Origin of the sequence: Provencibacterium massiliense, assembly GCF_900169495.1 — a bacterium.
Taxonomy (GTDB): Bacteria; Bacillota; Clostridia; order Oscillospirales; family Ruminococcaceae; genus Harryflintia; species Harryflintia acetispora.
In genome coordinates this window covers 1,997,597-2,015,177 of the sequence record NZ_FWCH01000012.1, presented here as the reverse complement: position 1 = coordinate 2,015,177, position 17,581 = coordinate 1,997,597, and the positions used below count along the sequence as shown (strand labels likewise).

Annotated in this window: 14 protein-coding genes and 1 pseudogene; 6 read left to right on the top strand and 9 right to left on the bottom strand. The window is 61.8% G+C overall.

The features are described 5' to 3' along the window. Nucleotides 1-419: hypothetical protein (locus B5477_RS14755; protein WP_143533607.1), on the bottom strand; the 419-nt coding region annotated here is incomplete at its 3' end. 282 nt (nucleotides 420-701) lie between these two features. Further along, nucleotides 702-989, bottom strand: coding sequence for a helix-turn-helix domain-containing protein (locus B5477_RS14750; protein WP_079700389.1), 288 nt, complete (start codon nucleotides 987-989; stop codon nucleotides 702-704). A 162-nt stretch (nucleotides 990-1,151) separates the two neighbouring features. Between B5477_RS14750 and B5477_RS14745 the strand changes: the two genes are divergently transcribed. Further along, nucleotides 1,152-1,694: a hypothetical protein gene (locus tag B5477_RS14745; RefSeq protein WP_079700388.1), complete on the top strand. Its 543-nt coding sequence runs from the start codon at nucleotides 1,152-1,154 to the stop codon at nucleotides 1,692-1,694. Nucleotides 1,695-1,770: 76 nt separating this feature from the next. Here the strand turns inward: B5477_RS14745 and B5477_RS14740 are convergent, their stop codons facing one another. Further along, nucleotides 1,771-3,540 (bottom strand): N-acetylmuramoyl-L-alanine amidase, encoded by a 1,770-nt coding sequence (locus B5477_RS14740; protein ID WP_159449080.1) that lies wholly within the window; start codon nucleotides 3,538-3,540, stop codon nucleotides 1,771-1,773. A 201-nt stretch (nucleotides 3,541-3,741) separates the two neighbouring features. Between B5477_RS14740 and B5477_RS14735 the strand changes: the two genes are divergently transcribed. Beyond that, nucleotides 3,742-4,812, top strand: a complete 1,071-nt coding sequence (locus B5477_RS14735) for a branched-chain amino acid aminotransferase (RefSeq protein ID WP_079700386.1) — start codon at nucleotides 3,742-3,744, stop codon at nucleotides 4,810-4,812. Nucleotides 4,813-4,963: 151 nt separating this feature from the next. On the opposite strand, the gene B5477_RS14730 is transcribed toward B5477_RS14735, so the two are convergent. The 3 genes from B5477_RS14730 to B5477_RS14720 all read right to left on the bottom strand — a co-directional run bounded on the left by B5477_RS14730 (nucleotide 4,964) and on the right by B5477_RS14720 (nucleotide 8,656). Next, the gene (locus B5477_RS14730) at nucleotides 4,964-5,236 is read right to left on the bottom strand and encodes a metal-sensing transcriptional repressor (protein WP_079700385.1); all 273 of its coding nucleotides are present in this window, start codon (nucleotides 5,234-5,236) and stop codon (nucleotides 4,964-4,966) included. An 87-nt stretch (nucleotides 5,237-5,323) separates the two neighbouring features. Beyond that, on the bottom strand, nucleotides 5,324-7,870 hold the full coding sequence (locus B5477_RS14725; protein WP_079700384.1) for a heavy metal translocating P-type ATPase: 2,547 nt from the start codon (nucleotides 7,868-7,870) through the stop codon (nucleotides 5,324-5,326). Nucleotides 7,871-7,978: 108 nt separating this feature from the next. Further along, nucleotides 7,979-8,656: a TVP38/TMEM64 family protein gene (locus B5477_RS14720; RefSeq protein ID WP_079700520.1), complete on the bottom strand. Its 678-nt coding sequence runs from the start codon at nucleotides 8,654-8,656 to the stop codon at nucleotides 7,979-7,981. Between the two features lie 147 nt (nucleotides 8,657-8,803). Here B5477_RS14720 and B5477_RS14715 point away from each other — a divergent pair, with 147 nt between their 5' ends. Next, complete coding sequence (locus tag B5477_RS14715; protein WP_117507649.1) at nucleotides 8,804-10,135, top strand: HAD-IIB family hydrolase; 1,332 nt, start codon at nucleotides 8,804-8,806, stop codon at nucleotides 10,133-10,135. Here B5477_RS14715 and B5477_RS14710 read toward each other — a convergent pair. Beyond that, a complete protein-coding gene (locus B5477_RS14710; protein ID WP_159449079.1) occupies nucleotides 10,132-11,412 on the bottom strand; it encodes a D-alanyl-D-alanine carboxypeptidase family protein in 1,281 nt (426 codons plus the stop codon). The genes B5477_RS14715 and B5477_RS14710 overlap by 4 nt on opposite strands. A gap of 95 nt (nucleotides 11,413-11,507) precedes the next feature. Here B5477_RS14710 and B5477_RS14705 point away from each other — a divergent pair, with 95 nt between their 5' ends. Continuing rightward, the gene (locus B5477_RS14705) at nucleotides 11,508-12,197 is read left to right on the top strand and encodes a M15 family metallopeptidase (protein WP_143533606.1); all 690 of its coding nucleotides are present in this window, start codon (nucleotides 11,508-11,510) and stop codon (nucleotides 12,195-12,197) included. A 39-nt stretch (nucleotides 12,198-12,236) separates the two neighbouring features. Here the strand turns inward: B5477_RS14705 and B5477_RS14700 are convergent, their stop codons facing one another. Further along, nucleotides 12,237-13,274: an aldose epimerase family protein gene (locus B5477_RS14700; RefSeq protein WP_079700382.1), complete on the bottom strand. Its 1,038-nt coding sequence runs from the start codon at nucleotides 13,272-13,274 to the stop codon at nucleotides 12,237-12,239. A gap of 188 nt (nucleotides 13,275-13,462) precedes the next feature. Between B5477_RS14700 and B5477_RS15250 the strand changes: the two genes are divergently transcribed. Further along, nucleotides 13,463-13,639, top strand: coding sequence for a ribbon-helix-helix domain-containing protein (locus B5477_RS15250; protein ID WP_165873059.1), 177 nt, complete (start codon nucleotides 13,463-13,465; stop codon nucleotides 13,637-13,639). A 599-nt stretch (nucleotides 13,640-14,238) separates the two neighbouring features. Beyond that, nucleotides 14,239-14,454, top strand: a pseudogene (locus B5477_RS15495) (DUF6809 family protein); the annotation flags it as partial. Between the two features lie 396 nt (nucleotides 14,455-14,850). Here the strand turns inward: B5477_RS15495 and B5477_RS14685 are convergent. Beyond that, nucleotides 14,851-17,502: a cation-translocating P-type ATPase gene (locus B5477_RS14685; protein WP_079700380.1), complete on the bottom strand. Its 2,652-nt coding sequence runs from the start codon at nucleotides 17,500-17,502 to the stop codon at nucleotides 14,851-14,853. Between the last annotated feature and the right edge of the window lie 79 nt (nucleotides 17,503-17,581).

Here is a 17,581-nt window from a genome sequence, read left to right as displayed (position 1 = left end):
GTGCCCTTCCCCACGTAGAACGCGCCCGCCGTCCCGGCCGGACACCCGCAGCTCGGCGGGATGGCGAGGGGCGTGTCCACCCCCGCCTCCCGGTCCAGCCCCTCCCGTCCCGGAAGGACGTGGCCGGTCACCCGCAGGGTGTATTCCGGCAGCCCGGACGGGTCGTAGGCGAAGGGGAGATAGATATCGCTCCTGTCTCCGCTGGCGCTCACCCCGGCGCGGAAGACCTCGGCGCCGTCCTCCAAAATGGAAAAGGTGTACCGCTCGGTGCGCGGCGACGGGGTGAAGGGGATCTGCACCCCGTAGCTCCCGGCCTCCCCCAGCTCCACCTGCACCGTGGCGGCGGCCGCTGCCGGAGTCGGAAAGAGGGCGGCAAGGCAGCAGGAAACCAGCAGCCAGGCAAGGGACCTTACTTTCATCGAATATGCTCCTTTCGCGCGGGAAGGCCCATGGCTGACAACGGCCCGGTTATCCAATATAGACACAGATAGAATGACCGTTAGTATAGGCAGCCAGGGGCCATCCCGGCCGCGGGTCCGCGCAAAAAAGCGCCGGTTGGCTTGAAAAAGCAGGAAGAATAGGATATAATTAGGACAAGGTTTCAAAAAACAGGAAATTTTATCGGGGTTTTTCCCGCGAACAGACGAAAAAAAGACCCATAGCTGCCTATGCTACGGGTCTTTTTCTTTTGCCTCATTCTGTCAGCGCATGTCGTTGATGATCTGTTGCAGGTGGGCGATTTTTTCCACGCTCAATCCCGTCACCTCGAGGTAGCAGCGGTCGCCGCTGCTGCGGTTGTCCAGCCCCAGGATATAGTCGGTGGAGACGTTGAAAACGGTCGAAATCTTTACCAGCATGTCGATGGAGGGCAGGATATTGCCGTTTTCCCAATTGCTCACGCTCTGTTTCGAGACCCCCAGCCGGCCGGCCAGCTCAACCTGGCTTAGGTCCTGGGATTTGCGCAAAAGCCGGATGCGTTCTGGAAACATGTCGTTCCTCCCCGCCGCCCGCGGGCGGCTGACTAAAATACAGGAAAAGCAACGCTTCCCTTGGTATTAGGATATGATATCTTGATACTAAAATAAAAATACTTAGTATTGTAAAAATGGACAGATTCTGTTATAATAGGTCAAAAAAGGGGGAAAGGGATTTTGTGCTCAGAAAAACACGCTATCATCCGCTATGAGACGCTCAAACGAAGACTTGCCGCCTGCCAAAAGCTTTCCTGCCGCCTCTGTGGAGAGATGGACGCCCTGCGCCGGGAGGGGCAGCTGCATGAACCGCTCTATTTTGGCGAATGCCCGCCTCCCGGACTCTCGCCCGCCGGGAAGGTGGAGAAAGCCGCCCGGATCGGCAACGGGCTTTATTTTGTGCGCGCGCGGGGGGAAAAATTCCTGGCGGTGCACGACAGCCTGGCCGAGCGGTACCTGACCGCCATGGCGGCCGAGCTGGGGGAGTGGGAAGCGGACTATTGGTTTTATACCCCGCTCTCCTGCGCGGTGCCGGTCAGCGAGCTGAGCGGCTGCCTGCCCGAGCTGGCGCGGCGGGTCCAGAGCCGCGAGAGCCTCTGGCGCACCCTGCATCTCTATTTTCCCGGCTACACCGGGTTTTATAACGACATCTACGCCGGCGGCAGTCCGATCCCAAACCCGGACGTGGCGCCCTTGCAGTTTTTCGGGGAGTGGGAGGTCTGAAGGCCCTCCGCCCCGGGACGCAAAACGGCCCCCGCTCAAGGAATATCCTTGAGCGGGGGCCGGCTTTCTTTGGCGGTCAGGAGAGGTAACGGATCAGGCCGTCGCCGATGGCGTTGGCCATGTTGAAAATGCCCCGGCGGCTGCACAGGTCGTCGTATTCGGCGGGATTGGTCAAGAAGCCCATCTCGACCAGCACGCTGGGGGCCAAGGTCTGGAGCGTCACCTTGAAGTTGGAGTACTTCGCCCCGCGCGAGGCCCGCCCGGTGTTTTCCACCACGCTGTTTAAGATGGTGGAGGCGAAGGCCTTGGAGATGTCCTCGTAATAATAAATTTCCACCCCGTTGGGCTTGAGCCCGTTGAGATTGGTGGCTATACTGTTGCAGTGCAGCGAGAGGTAGAAATCGGCCAGCGCGTCCTGCGCGGGCTGCATGCGGTCGTTAAAGCTCTCCTTCCTGTCCTCGGGGCGCATCATCAGCACCCGCGCTCCCAGCGACTCGAGACGCTTTTGCACGGCGAGGGCCGTGTCGTAGGTGATGTCCTTTTCCACCGGGCCCTGATCGGCGCTGATCCCGAAGGCGCCCGAATCGGTGCCGCCGTGCCCGGCGTCGAGCGCCACGGTGATCCCGCTCAGCGGCTGGCTGCCGCCCGAGAGGGCGGGCCGGTACTTGCAGGTGATGACGGTGTCTCCATCTTCATAGGAGACGAGATACCCCCAGAGCGGGGCGCCGCTGCGCAGAAACTCCAGGGTGGTGTTCCCGTTTTGCTCCGTGACCTTGACCTTGGAGAAGAGCTCGCTCCCGGACGCGTCGATATTCTCCACCCCGGTGGTGTGGAAGAGCTTGACATAGAGCTTTTCGCCGGTCTGGTAAGCGGTAAAGAGCGGGGCGCCGGTACCGGAGAGGACGAAGCGCTCGCTGCCGGCGTCCTGCAAGAAGCTCACATCCGAGACGCGGTTCCTGTACTCCCCGCCGCCGGTCAGCGGGCGGGCCGACTCCATCGGAATCCAGCCGCCCATCCCGAGCTTGTACATGGTGTCCCCAATCTCGCTGACGTAGTCCACCCCGCCCTTTTTGGCGGTGGTCACAAAGTTGCTGGTCTTGGACTCCTCGGCAAAGACCGAGGCCGAGGTGTCCTTCACCTCGACGAGCAGGGTGTCCCCCTTGCCGACCGCGAAAAGGCTCCCCTCGCTCTGGTAGGAGGTGGTGTTCCCCCCAAACTCCATCGTATAGGTCACCTGCCCGAGCTCCTCGGTCCCCGAGGCGGAAGGGATCTTATACTCCGCCGTGAAGGAGGCGGGCACCCCCTCCCGGGCCTGGGCCTTCTGCTTCATTTTGATGGTTTTCCCGCCCACGCTGGCGGTGACGGCGGCCCCGGCGGGCGCGGTGCAGCGCAGGGTGGCGGTGCTGCCGCTCGTCAGCGCCACGTCGTACAGCGGGGTCATATAGGTGATGGTCTCGATCAGCGAGACCTCCTCCTGCAGCCCGCTGCCCCGGTTGATGGTCACGGTGGCGCTCTGCGCGCCGTTTTGGAAGGTGAAAACGTTCTCCCCCATCGCGAGGGGCACATAGGCGCCGAAGCTGCCGCTCTTGCCGCGGCCTTCGACCTCCTCGCCGTTTAGGGTGAGGGGCTGCTGCGGGTCGGAGTTTCCGGTGAGATAATAGTTTTCGGCGCTGGTGCCGATGTCCTTCGCGGGCCGGGTGATTTGCAGCTGCTGCGGCACCGCGGTGCTCACATGGCTGGTGATCGCCTCGAAGTCGTTATATTCGGCCCCGGCGCGCAGCGTCAGCCCCGATAACAGGGAGAGGGCGAGCACCATGCAGCCGGCTTTCTTTAGGATTGTTTTCATCCGCAGCCTCCTGATATTTTTGTGGATGGTCGTTTGCACCCATCTTATCATAAATTCGCGCCGAAGTTACAAATAAACTGTAAATTCGGCCTGGCAGAATATGGCGGTGATATAATTTCTCATTGCATTTTGCGCGGTGAGGTGCTAAAATTTAATGAAATGAAACGGCTGATAAATATTAATTATAGAAGGGTGAGGAACATGTACGACGTCAAGGTGGAGCGCACCAGCGCTCCCAAGCAGAAGCCGCTCGACGAGAGCAAGCTGGGTTTTGGCACCATTTTCACCGATCACATGCTGATGATTGAATATGACAAGGGCCAGGGCTGGCACGACGCGCGGATCGTACCCTATGGGCCGATCGCCATGGACCCGGCGGCCATGTGCCTGCACTATGGGCAGGAGATTTTCGAGGGGATGAAGGCCTACCGCGGGGACGACGGCAGCGTCTACCTCTTCAGGCCCCAGGAAAACTTCAAGCGTCTCAACTCCTCCTGCGAGCGGATGTGCATCCCGCAGATGGACGAGGCGCTGCTGCTCGAGAGCCTCAAGATGCTCGTGGAGCTGGACAGCGGCTGGATCCCGGCCGCCAAGGACTCCTCGCTCTATATCCGGCCCTTCATCATCGCCACCGAGCCCAAGCTCGGGGTCAAGTCCTCGGACAGCTACCTGTACATGGTGCTGCTCTCCCCCTCCGGGCCGTACTACCCGAGCGGGCTGGACCCGGTGAAGATCTACGTCGAGCAGAGCTACGTGCGCTCGGTGCGCGGCGGCACCGGCATGGTCAAGACCGGCGGCAACTACGCCGCCGCCCTCAAGGCGCAGGACGAGGCGCATGAGCAGGATTACTCCCAGGTGCTCTGGCTCGACGGCGTCGAGCGCAAGTACATCGAGGAGGTCGGGGCGATGAACATGTTCTTCGTCCTGGGCGACGAGGTGGTCACCCCGGCGCTGCTGGGCAGCATCCTGCCCGGGATCACCCGCAAGTCGGTCATCGAGATGCTGCGCTCCTGGGGCATGAAGGTCAGCGAGCGGCGCATTTCGATCGACGAGGTCGCCGAAGCCTACAAAAACGGCCAGCTCAAGGAGGCCTTCGGCACCGGCACCGCGGCGGTCATCTCCCCGGTGGGCGAGCTCAAGCACGGGGACCTGGTGATGACCATCAACGGCGGCAAGATCGGGCCGGTCAGCCAGCGCCTCTACGACGCCCTCACCGCCATCCAGTGGGGACGCGCCGAGGATCCGTTCGGCTGGAGAGTCAAGGTAAAATAAGAAATGTAAAAAGCTCCCACCCAATGGGTGGGAGCTTTTTTAATTGTGTGCACCAGCCCTTCCCCGCGAAAGGAGCGCGTTTCTTTTCTTCCGGGAGGGGGTTGACGCTGCGCTCTCTGTAAACATTCTTATGTGCGCTCCCGGGGGCTTTTTATTTCGTCAGCTTGCCGATCACCTCGACGAGCTCCTCAATTTTCTGGTCCTTCTCCCGCTCGTCCCCGCACATCGCCGCGCCGCGCACGCAGCTTTCCAGATGGGCGCGCAGGATCTCCCCGTTGGCCTTGCGCAGGATCGCCTGGGCCGCCATGATCTGGGTGGAGATGTCGATACAGTACTGGTCCTCCTCAATCATGCGCAGCACCCCTTCGATCTGCCCCCTGGCGGTCTTGAGCAGGCGGGTCACACATTCCCTGTCCGCTTTCATTGTGACGGTCCTTCCTTTCAGCCCTTATTTCTTTATGGGATATTTGCGCCGGTTCCGGCTTTCCCGGAATGGCGGTCATCAGACCACCTATTCGGCCTCGATCGAGACCACGGCGTATCCCGCCCCGGTCACCGCGGCCTTGAGCGTCTCGTCCGGCACGTCGTGTTCCAGCGTCAGGTGGGCGCATTTGCCCTCCAGGTCCACCGTGGCGCGCACGCCCCCGATGGCGTTCAGCGCCTTCTGTACATGGCTCTGGCAGTGGGCGCACATCATCCCGTCGATCATCATCTTTTTCTTCATTTGCCGATTCCCTCTTTCCACTGTTTCAGTATGGTTTTCCGGTTCTTCCGGTATCGGTTTCGCCACATGCGCTTTACGCTTCCAAAAGCGCAGGCGCAGGGCGTTGGACACCACGCAGACCGAGCTCAGGCTCATCGCCGCCGCCCCGAACATCGGGCTGAGCCTGAGGCCCAGCAGGGGATAGAAAGCCCCGGCCGCGAGCGGGATGCCGACGGCGTTATAGAAGAAGGCCCAGAACAGGTTCTGGCGCACGTTCCGGATCACCGAGCGGCTCAGCTGGAAGGCCCCCACCGCGTCGAGCAGGTCGCTGTGCATGAGCACCACGTCGGCCGATTCGATGGCGATGTCCGTCCCCGCGCCGATGGCGATCCCCACGTCGGCCCGCGCCAGGGCAGGCGCGTCGTTGATCCCGTCGCCGATCATGGCGACTTTGCGGCCCTGCGACTGCAGCTGCCGGACCTTCTGCTCCTTGTCCTGGGGCAGCACCTCGGCCAGGGCCTCGTCGATCCCGAGCTGCCGGCGGATGGCCTCGGCGGTGCGGCGGTTGTCCCCGGTGAGCATGATCACCCGCAACCCCATCGCCTGCAGCTCCCGGACAGCTTGCTTGCTGGTCGGCTTGATGATGTCCGCCACGGCGACGACGCCCAGCATCTCCCCCCCGCGGGAGAAGTAAAGCGGGGTCTTCCCGCTCGCGGAGAGCCTCTCGCAGTCCGCGTCAAAGGCGGCGGTATCCACCCCCGCATGCTCCATCATCCGGCGGTTGCCCCCGTGCAGGAGCCGCCCTTCGATTTTAGCCTTGACCCCTTCGCCCTCGACCGTCTCAAACTCTCCGGCCGCTGCAGGTGGCAGGGAGCGCCTAGCGGCCTCCCCCACGATCGCGAGCCCCAGCGGATGGCCGCTTGGGGACTCCAGGCTCGCGGCCAGTCGCAGCAGCTCCTCCTCTTCCACGCCCGGTGCGGGCAGCAGGTCGGTCACCTGCGGACGGCCCTCGGTGACGGTCCCGGTCTTGTCCAGCACCACCGTGTCGATGGCGTGGGCGGTCTCCAGCGCCTCGGCAGACTTGTATAGGATTCCGTTTTGCGCGCCCTTTCCGGTGCCGACCATGATGGCCGTCGGGGTGGCGAGCCCCAGCGCGCAGGGGCAGGAGATCACCAGCACCGCGATCCCGGTCGAGAGCGCGAAGGCAAAGCTCTCTCCCAGCAGCAGCCAGACGGCGGCGGACAGCAGGGCGATGGCGATCACCACCGGCACGAACACCCCGCTGACCTTGTCGGCCAGGCTTTGGATCGGCGCCTTGGAGCCGCCCGCCTCCTCGACCAGCCTGATGATCTGCGAAAGGGTGGTGTCCTCACCGACCTTCTGCGCCGTAAATCGGAGGTAGCCCGACTTGCTGACCGAGGCGCCGGTCACCGGGTCCCCAACCCTCTTTTCGACGGGCAGGCTCTCGCCGGTGATGGCGCTCTCGTCCACCGCGGCGGCGCCCTCGATCACCGTCCCGTCCACCGGGATACGCTCCCCGGCGCGGACCACCACCACATCCCCCACCGCGACCTGCTCGATGGGCAGCTCAACCTCCCGCCCGTCGCGCAGCACCGTCGCGGCCTTGGGAGCCAGGGCGATCAGCTGGCGGATGGCGTCGCCGGTCTTTCCCTTGCTCTTCGCCTCCATGTACTTGCCCACCGTGATGAGCGTCAGGATCATCGAGGCCGATTCGAAGTAGAGATCCATCGCGTACTGGTGCACCAGGGCCGAGTCGCCATGCCCGAGCCCGTAGCCGATCCGGTAGATGGCCCACACTCCATAGATCACCGAGGCCGCCGAGCCGATGGCGATCAGGGAGTCCATATTCGGGCTTCCATGGAACAGGGTTTTAAAGCCCACAATGTAATACTTGCGGTTGACGTACATCACCGGCAGCACCAGCAAAAACTGGGTGAAGGCGAACGCCAGCGCGTTCTCGCCGCCCGTCAGGAAAGATGGCAGCGGCAGCCCCATCATATGACCCATCGAGATATAAAAGAGCGGTAATAAAAAGGCAATCGAAACAATCAGCCGCCGCTTCATCTGCCGCAGCTCGCCGGGCGCGCCGCTCACCGGCGGGGGCTGCTCCCCCGCCGGGGCCGCCCCGTGCGGCACGGCCCCGTAGCCCGCCTTTTGCACCGCCCCTATGATCTGCGCCCCGGTAAGGGCGTTTTGATCATATTCCACCGTCATGCTGTTTTGCAGCAGGTTGACGTTTACCCCGCTTACCCCCTGAAGCCCCCGCACCGCTTTCTCCACATGGGCGCTGCAGGCGCTGCAGGTCATCCCCGTGACGTCGTATTTCTCCTTCATGTCCCGCCTCCTATCTCCCCACCCCCGTGGGGTATCTGGCAATAATATACTCCTTCCGTATAGAATTGTCAAGTGGGAACGTCAAGCGGTCCGGGAAATCCCGGACCGCTATTGGTGTTTTTTAAGATAAACCCGGTAGAGCAGCAGCGATCCCACCGAGAGCAGCACCGTCGCCCCGGCGGAGAGAAGGAAGCCGGGCGAGGTGGGCTCGGTGATGTGCTCGCCCAAAAAGGTGGCGGCCAGCATGGTGGGGCAAAGCCCCAGCAGCGACCCGACGAGGTATTTGTCAAAGCGCATCCCGGTCGAGCCGAGAAACATGCTTACAATGTCCCCGGGCAGCAGGTTGATCACCCGCAGAAAGTAGGCGAGGAAAAGTTCGTTCGAGCTTTGCAGCTCCCGCAGCCTCGCGGCCTTTTGATAACGGCTCATCAGCCTATCCATGTATTCCTGCCCCGCCAGCCGCCCGAGCAGGTAGGGCAATGTGGCGCAGACGCACAGCCCGCACAGGTTGACCAAAATTGCGACCGGCGGCGGGAAGAGCACTCCGGCGCTCGCGTAGAGCGCCAGAAGCGGAAAGACCACCGAAAGAGATTTGACTGCATAGGCGCCCACCAGCACCAAGGCGGCCAGCAGCAGATTTTGCGGGGTATAGCGCAGAATGTCCTCGACCGTAATTTTGTCGAGATTTTGCCCAAAGAAGAGAATGACCAAAAGAATCAGAAGCAAGGGGAGCGCTTTCGCCCCCGCCAGCAGCCGGTCCACCCACTTTTGCCGTTTGTTGTCCATTCCTTCGCCTCCCCGCCGGAAATCCTTTCCTCTATTTTACAACAGGCTGTCAAGAAGCGCACCTTCTTTTCCAGCAAAGGATTTTATGTTATAATCTTCCTGGCGATCCAAAATCGCCGCAAGTCAGGGCAGAGGAGGGGGAATCGTTTGCCGAAAATCGGGCTTCGGATCATCAAATCCGCCGTGGCGGTGTTTTTATGCTTCGTTGTCTATGAGCTGCGCGGCGAAGTGGGAATCCCTTTCTATTCGGCCATCGCCGCCATCCTCTGTATGCAGCCTTACGTCGGCAGCAGCAAGAAAGTTGCCCTCAACCGGGTGATCGCCACCTTCCTCGGGGGACTGAGCGGGATGCTCGTGCTGCTGCTGGTGCAGAACACCGTCTTCTCGGGGCTGACGCTGCTGCGCTATTTTGTCATCTCGGCTTGCATCGTGCCGCTGATCTACATCACGGTGCTCTGCAAGAAGCCCTCGGCCTCCTACATCACCTGCGTGGTGTTCCTGAGCGTCACCGTCTCGCACGGGATGGACGTAAACCCTTATGCCTTCGCCGTCAGCCGGATTTTGGATACCCTGATCGGGATCGGGGTCTCGCTGGGGGTAAACGCCTTCCACCTGCCTCACCACAAAAACCGCGACCTGCTCTTCGTGTGCGACCTGGACGGCACCCTGCTGCACAGTGACGGGGCGCTCGGCTCCTATGAGAAGGTCCGGCTGCAGAGCCTGCTGCGCGAGGGGGCGAAGATCACTTTGGCCACCGCGCGCACCCCGGCCACCATCGTCCCCCTGCTTGAAGGGGTGGAGATGAGGCTGCCGGTGATCGCGATGAACGGCGCCATCCTCTACGACCTGCGCGAACGAAAATATCTCGGCCTCACCGTCATCCCGCCCGCGCACGCTCAGGCGGTCTGGACGCTGTTTGACGGGGAAGGGGTCAACTGCTTCGCCCACACGGTGGTAAACGACCATCTGCAAATCTATTATACCGCCCTTCGCAACCCGGCCGAAGAAGCGTTCTATCAGCGCCGGCGGACGCTCCCGCTCAAGAGCTATCTCTGCGCGCCGCTGCCGCCGGGTCAGGAGGTGCTGAGCTTCACGGTGATCGACACGAGAGAAGCCGTCGAGCGTCTGCACGCGGCGCTCGAATCGCTGCCCTGCGGCGATTCGCTGAGCATCGTGCACTATCCCGGCAGTGAATACGAGGGTTACTACTTTCTCGAAATCTCCAGCGCGGCCGCCTCCAAGGCCCGGGCGCTCGCAAAGCTAAAGGAGCAGCTCGGCTGCCGCGCGGCCGTCGCCTTCGGGGACAGCCTAAACGACATCCCCATGCTGCTCTGCGCCGACCACGGCTTCGCGGTGGAAAACGCCCAGCCCGAGGTCAAGGCGGCCGCGGGCCATCAGATCGGCCCGAACGACTCGGACGCGGTCGTCAAGACCATCGCACGGCTCTTCCACTCCCACAGCTTCCTCTCGCGCGGCTAACGCCCCAGGCGCTGCTCGCGCAGCCGCCGCCTGCGGCGGCGACGGCGCAGAACCTGGACCCGGCGCAGAACCAGCAGCAGGATCAGTAAAAGCACCGCCAGGGTGGGAATCCAATGAATTTTGAGGCCCGCAGGTTCCTTTTCTTCCTGCGGCGCGGACTGCGCCGCCGAGAGCACCGGGCGGTACTGCACCGGCAGGGTATAGAGCGGCTCGTCCGCGCCCGGTAGGGAGAAGGTGACGCGCACGCCGGGGTCCTCCCCGTCGGCCGCCCGCTCGGGCGCATCGCACTGAAGGAGGAGCGATTCCTTGGCGGTACCTTTGGGAACGGCGAGGCGCACCTCTCCCGCAAGATCGGGCACCAGGGTCCCGGCCTGCTCCTCCCCGCTGTAAAGCGGCAGCTCGGGCAGGGGGAGCTCGGCGGCGGCGAAGGAGATGGGCTCAAAGTTTTCAAAACAGTAGTCGAACAGCTTGGTCGAGTCCTTATATTTCTCCCACTGAGTCTTGGTGTTCAGCGCCACGCAGATCAGCTCGAGGCCGCCCCGGTGCGCCACCGTGACGATGGTATGGTGGCTCTCGGGCGTCCAGCCGAGCTTTCCTCCGTCGGCCCCCTCGTAGTAATAGGCCGACTCGACGATCATGTGGTGATAGGTGCCGAAGTTGCGCTCCTCCGGCTGCTTGTTGGTCGGGCCCATCTTGTATTCGATTGAACCGAACACCTCGCGAAAGCCCGGGACGGTGAGCGCCCAGCGCGTCAGCAGCGCCATGTCGTAGGCGGTGGTGTAGTGCTGCGGGTCGTACAGCCCGTTGGCGTTGACGAAGTTGGTGTTTTGGGCCCCCAGCTCTTTGGCCTTGCCGTTCATCATCCGGATGAATTCCTCCAGCGTGCCGCCCGCGTTTTCGGCCACGGCGTTGGCCGCATCGTTGGCCGAGGCGAGCATGGCCGCGTGGGTCATGTCGTTTAAGGAGACCTCCTCGCCGGGGGTCAAAGCGATATGGGTGCTGTCCCGGTCCACCGAGAAGACCGCCTCGTCGGTCAGGGTGATCCGCTCATCAGGGTCGTGCCCCTCGAGCCCCAGCGCGACGGTCAGCACCTTGGTGATGCTCGCCGGGTACTCCCGCTTGTCCGGATTGCGCGCGGCCAGCACCTGGCCGCTCTGCGCGTCCATCACCACATAGGCGTCCGAGGTCAGCTCCCCCTGCGGCAGCGCCGCCCCCGACGCGGGCACGGCAAGCAGCAATATCCCGATCAGGCAGAAAGCCAGTATGAATCGTTTCATTCCCTCTCTCCCGTCAAATTTTTTCATATCCTTTATGATAACATAAATCCATGACTATTTTTTGAATAATCCCATCCCGGAAAGAAGGTTTTTTCTTGGCGAGATTGATTGTTCCCCTGCTGCTGGCGCTTTCCCTGTGCGCCTGTACTGCCAAGGAGGCGCAGGCCGTGCCCGAGCCCTCCTCCAGCGCGGCCCCGGCCCAGGTGGAGGCCGTGTTTCAAAGCGAGCCCATCCCACAGGCGGTCCGCCAAAAAATGATTGGCGTCTCCTGGGTGGAAAACGAGCATGTCGGCCTTGACGACCTCTCGCTTTGCACCCTGACCTATCATGGCTTCGACGGTGATACCCACACCGGCCAGATGGTGGTCAACGCCGCGGTGGCCGACGACGTGACCGCCATCTTTAAAGAGCTCTATGAGGCGGAGTATCCCATTGAGAAGATATGTCTGATCGACGACTACAGCGCGAACGACGAGGCCTCGATGGCGGACAACAACTCCTCGGCCTTCTGCTACCGGGTGATCGACGGCACGCAGTACATCTCCAACCACGCGCTCGGGCTGGCGGTGGACATCAACCCGCTGCAAAACCCCTATGTGCGCGGAGAAAACGTCCAGCCCGAGGCGGGCAGGGACTACCTCGACCGGGACAACGTGCGCCCCGGGATGATCGTACCGGGGGACGCGTGCTATAACGCCTTCCTCTCCCGCGGCTGGACCTGGGGCGGGGAATGGACCTCCCCCAGCCCGACCGACTACCAGCACTTTGAAAAGGCGCTGGAGTAAAAACCGGCCCCTGCTTTGAGCAGGGGCCGGTTTTTGTTATCATACGGTGTCGAACCGGTAGACGGTGATGTGGTGGTACTCCTCTCCGGCGCGCAGGACGGGGGAGGGGAAGTTTTCCCGCTCCATCGCGTTGGGATAGCACTGGGTCTCCAGGCAGAAGGCGCAGCGCGGCGCGCAGGGCTCGCCCGTCATGGTGTGCGCCGCGGGGGTGAGGAAGTTGGCGGTGTAGAGCTGCACCCCCGGCAGGGTGGTGCTCGCCATCATCCGCCGCCCGCTCTGCGGGTCGCGCACCTCGGCAAACCGGCGCAGCCCCTCCCCCGGGATCACGAAGTTGTGGTCATACCCGCTTCCCAGGCGCAGCTGCTCGTCGTCCGCGCCGATCTCCTGCCCGAGCGGTTTGCCCGAGCGAAAGTCGAAGGGCGTGCCCTCCACCGGGCGCAGCTCGCCGGTGGGCAGCAGGGCACCGTCCACCGGGGTATAGTAGCCGGCGTCCATGCGCAGGACGTGCCCAAGGGCGCTGCCGCCCCCGGCGAGATTGAAATAGCTGTGGTTGGTAAGGTTTACCACCGTGTCCCGGTCGCTGACGGCCCGGTAGTCGATCACCAGCTCGTTTTGATCGGTGAAGGAATAGGTCACGGTCAGATCGAGATTGCCCGGGTAATGCTCCTCCCCGTCGGGTGAGACCCGGCGCAGCACCAGTGCGCCCTCCTCCACCCGGCTGTCGTAGACAAACTGGTCAAAGCCGCGCCGCCCGCCGTGGATGTGGTTCTCCCCCTCGTTTTGGCACAGGCGGTATTCCTTGCCATTCAGGGTGAAGCGCGCGTGTCCCAGCCGGTTGGCGCACCTGCCCACGATCGCCCCGAAGAGGGTACCGCTGTGTTCGTACTCCTCCAGGGTGGCGTGGCCGAGCACCACATTTCCGGGCACCCCCTGGCGGTCGGGCACGAAGAGGGCGCGCACCCGGCAGCCATAGTCGAGGATTTCAGCGTAAGCGCCCGAGGCGTTGGTCAACGTGTAGAGCTTGACCGGCTCCCCGGCCCCGGTATGCCCAAAGGGCTTGGAGGTGATCTGCGCCATAAAACCCACTCCTTAAATTACAAATAGTATATTCTGTTAATATTACTACTGATTTGCTTCTATTTTAGCACAGTTGAACGGAGGTTGTCTATCAAAAAAGGCGCAGGCATCCTACTGTTTTATAATAAACACTTGACTTTGGAACTTCTTAAGTACATACTTAAGAAGTTCCAAAGTGAGGTGATAATTTGGGAGCAAAGAAAATGGGTCGGCCAACTGACAATCCCAAGCCGCATCAAATGACTGTAAAATTCGATAACGAATGCAAGGAAATCATCGACCGCTACAGCGAACAAGAAAACGTCTCCAAGATGGAGACGGTAAGACGAGGGGTTAAAAAGTTGAAAAGCGACCTCAAAAAATGAAGGAAGCGGCGTTCCCCTATCAAAGCAAACGCCACTTTCCCGCACACAGCCCGGACCTGCCTTGCGCTCTCTGCCTTTGTAGAGAGCGCAAATTTTGTCTACACTGAATATTTTTATAAATAAACCTTGACTAACCTTGACTTTTTGTCATGCAACTACTATTATATAGTTGGCGGACAAGAAAATGGAGGTGAGCAAGTGTCCCCAAAAAAGAAGATGGGTCGTCCACCTTCTGATAACCCCTTAAGCGAACGGCTCTACGTACGTGTGGACAAAAAGACCAGGGAAACGCTGGACGAATGCACAGCGATCCTTGGCGCCACCCGGTCCGAGATCATTCGCCGGGGAATCAACAAGGTGTTTGACGACCTCAAAAAATGAAGGAAGCGGCGCACATCTTCCAATAGCCACCGCTTCCCCCGCACACAGCCCCCGAAAGGAAGACTGCGTAAATATTTTACCATACGCGGTTTCTCCTTTCAAGGGGCGTGTGCTGAAAGGAGTAGAATGATGAAAAGTGCATTAGAAGAATTGGCCCACAGCAATTTTTTCTCCGAAAACTACAAATTTAAAGATGACTCCCTCTATATGCGCATGCTTCTTTCAAAAACAATGAAAAGGAAAAGAAGCTGCGCGACCGTCTGGATGAGGAGCAAATCCGGCTCCTGAACGAGTATTGTGACACACAAAGCGACCTCGAAGAGCTGGATGACACGGACAATTTTATCTATGGCTTCACCTTCGGCGTGCGCATGATGATCGAGGTGTTCCAGGACAGCAGTCCCATCACCGGCGCAAGGATTCTGGACGATTAGCAAACAGCCGCTGCGGGAGTTTCCGCAGCGGCTGAACTTTTCTGCTGTTTGAAGAGATCGTTTTTGAGGGCACCCCCTCTTGGGGTTTCCCTCTCGAACCTCCACTGGAGGTTCGATTCACCTTCCCCGCGCTTAGTAGTCTTGCAGGACGCGGGCTGAGCACTTCCGGACCCATATGCCGGTTTCTTTCGCGAATCGGGAGCGGCGGCTCGCCGCCCCCGCGCTTCGCTGGCGCTGAAGGTCGCGGGCTCTGCCCGCACCCGCCAAGAGGGCGTCGCCCCCTTGGAACCCTCTTATTCAGGACGCGGGCTGAATATTGCCGCCTTGTAAAGGAGTCCTTTCGCGAATTGGGAGCGGCACCCTGCCGCCGCGGGCCGAGCATGGCCGCCTCGCACGCTAGTCCTTTCGCGTATAGGTCGCAGCGCCCCGCTGCCGCTGCCGGAGTGAGAGCACGATCCCCGACACCAGCGGCACCGCCGCACAGTAGCACGCCACCGTCAGCAGCTGCTTCCCGGTCAGCGCCACCGTTAAAAAGACCGATGAAAAGAAAGGATTATACAGCGTAAAGTACATCATCACCGCCGACACGGCCACCGCCAGCACCAGCATGGGATTGTCAAACGGATTGATCGAAAAGAGGCCCTTCTCCTCGCTCTTGCACTCGAACACGTGGATCAGCTGGGTCGCCACCAGCGTCAACAGCGCGCCCGAACGGGCGACGATCAGATCGCCGCTCGAATTGAGCAGCGAGACGAACACCGCCAGCGTCGTGATCCCGATCAGCAGCCCGCGCAGGATGATGGTTCCCGCCAGACCGTGCGAGAAAACCGATTCATTTGCCCCGCGCGGCGGACGGTCCATCACGTTCTTTTGCGGGGGCTCCAGCCCCAGCGCCACGGCCGGAAGACCGTCGGTGGCGAGGTTGATCAGCAAAATCTGGATGGGCAGCAGTGGGATCGGCATCCCCATGAGCATGGCGAAGAACATGGTCACCACCTCGCCGATGTTGCAGGAGAGCAGGTAGCGGATGAACTTGCGGATGTTCTGATAGATCACCCGGCCCTCCTCCACCGCCGCAACCAGGGTGGCGAAGTTGTCGTCGAGCAGGATGACCGAGGCGGCCTCCTTGGTCACATCGGTACCGGTCAGCCCCATCGAAACGCCGATGTCCGCCTCCTTGACCGCCGGGGCGTCGTTTACCCCGTCCCCGGTCATGGCCACGATGTTCCCCTGCGCCTTGAAGGCGCGCACGATCCGCAGCTTATGCGCCGGGGTCACCCGCGCAAAGACCGAGATGCGGGACAGCTCCTGCGCGAGGCGGTCATCATCCATCCCGTCGAGCTCCTGCCCGGTCACGATCAAGTCGCCCTCCCGCCAGATTTCCAGCTGCGCCGCGATCGCCCGCGCGGTCACCGCATGGTCCCCGGTGATCATCACCGGCTTGATCCCGGCGCGGCGGCACTTCTTCACCGCGTCGAACGCCTCGCGGCGCGGCGGGTCCAGAAGCCCGCACAGCCCCACGAAGATCATCCCCGACTCCTGCACCCCCGCGCCGCCCGGCGCCGGGAGGTAGGCAAAGCCGAGTACGCGCAGCGCGTCGGAGGCCATCTGGTTATTATAGCTTAAAATCGTCTGCTTCATGAAGGGGCTCAGCGGCTTGACCCCGCCGCGCGTCAGGCAACGGTTGCACTTGGAAAGCAGGATGTCCGGCGCGCCCTTGCAAAGCAGGAACCGCTCGCCGCTCTGCCGCGCGGCGATCACCGACATCATCTTACGGGTGGAGTCGAAGGGGATCTCCCGCTCCACGCGGAAGCCCAGCTTCTCCCGTGTCAGCCCCGCCTTGGCCGCCATGACCAGCAGCGCCGCCTCGGTCGGCTCGCCCACCACCTCGAAGGCGGCCCGCAATCCGCGCAGGCCGCCGAAGCCCGCTTTCCGCTTACTTAAGCTCGCATTGTTACAGACCACCGCGATGTCCAGCAGCATATTGACCGCCGTATCCGCCGTGGGGTCTACCTTATGGCCGCCGCTTTGGAATTCCCCGGCGCGCTCCAGCCCGTTTCCGGTCACGGTGAGCGTGTTGTCATAGGTGCGCACCAGCTTGACGGTCATCCGGTTTTCGGTCAGGGTCCCGGTCTTATCCGAGCAGATCACATTGGCGCAGCCGAGCGTTTCCACCGCGGGCAGGCGGCGGATCAGGGCGTTGCGCTTGACCATGCGGCCGACCGAGAGGGCCAGCGCGATGGTGACGATGGCGGGCAGCCCCTCGGGCACGGCCGCCACCGAGAGGGAAATCCCGGTGAGGATCATATCGAACACCGGCTCGCCGCGCAGAATCCCGGTCGCCGCGACCACGGCGCAGATCAGCAGGCACCCGATCCCGATATACTTACCCAGCTGCGCCAGGCGTTTTTGCAGCGGGGTGGTGCCGGTCTCGATCGAGCCGAGCATGCCGGCGATCTTGCCCATCTCGGTATCCGCGCCGGTGGCATCGATCCGGCAAACCGCCTTGCCCTTGGTGGCGAGCGTGCCCATATAGACCCGGCCGTTTTTATCGGCCGCGCTGCGGGGCGGCGCTTTTTCCACATTGTCCGACTCGCCCGAAAGCATGGATTCGTCGCACATCAGGCCGTTGGAGGAGAGGATCACCCCGTCGGCGGGAATCCGGTCCCCGGCCTCGAGCTGCACGACGTCGCCGGGCACGATGAGCCTTGCCTCAAGCTGCTGCACCTGCCCGTCCCGGATGACGCGGGCGGTGGGCGCGGCCAGCTCGCCCAGGCGCTCCAGGGTACGCTCGGTTTTAAACTCCTGGATAAAGCCCAAAACGGCGTTGAGCAGCACGATGGCGATGATGGTCAGCGCCTCGGTGGTTTCGCCCATGAGCACCGAGAGGACGGTGGAGGCCAGCAGGATCAGGATCATCACGTCCTTGAACTGGCCGACGAAAATCTGGGCGGCGCCTGTTTTCTTATGCGCTTTCAGCTTATTTTCTCCGTACTGTGCGAGCAGGCGCTTGGCCTGCTGCTCGCTTAAGCCCCGGTATTCCTCCATATTGTTCTCCCAATCCCTTCTTGCGCTTTTTGCAGGCGCGTGCAGACACGCTCTGCCTGTCCGTTGCTATGTTTATTCA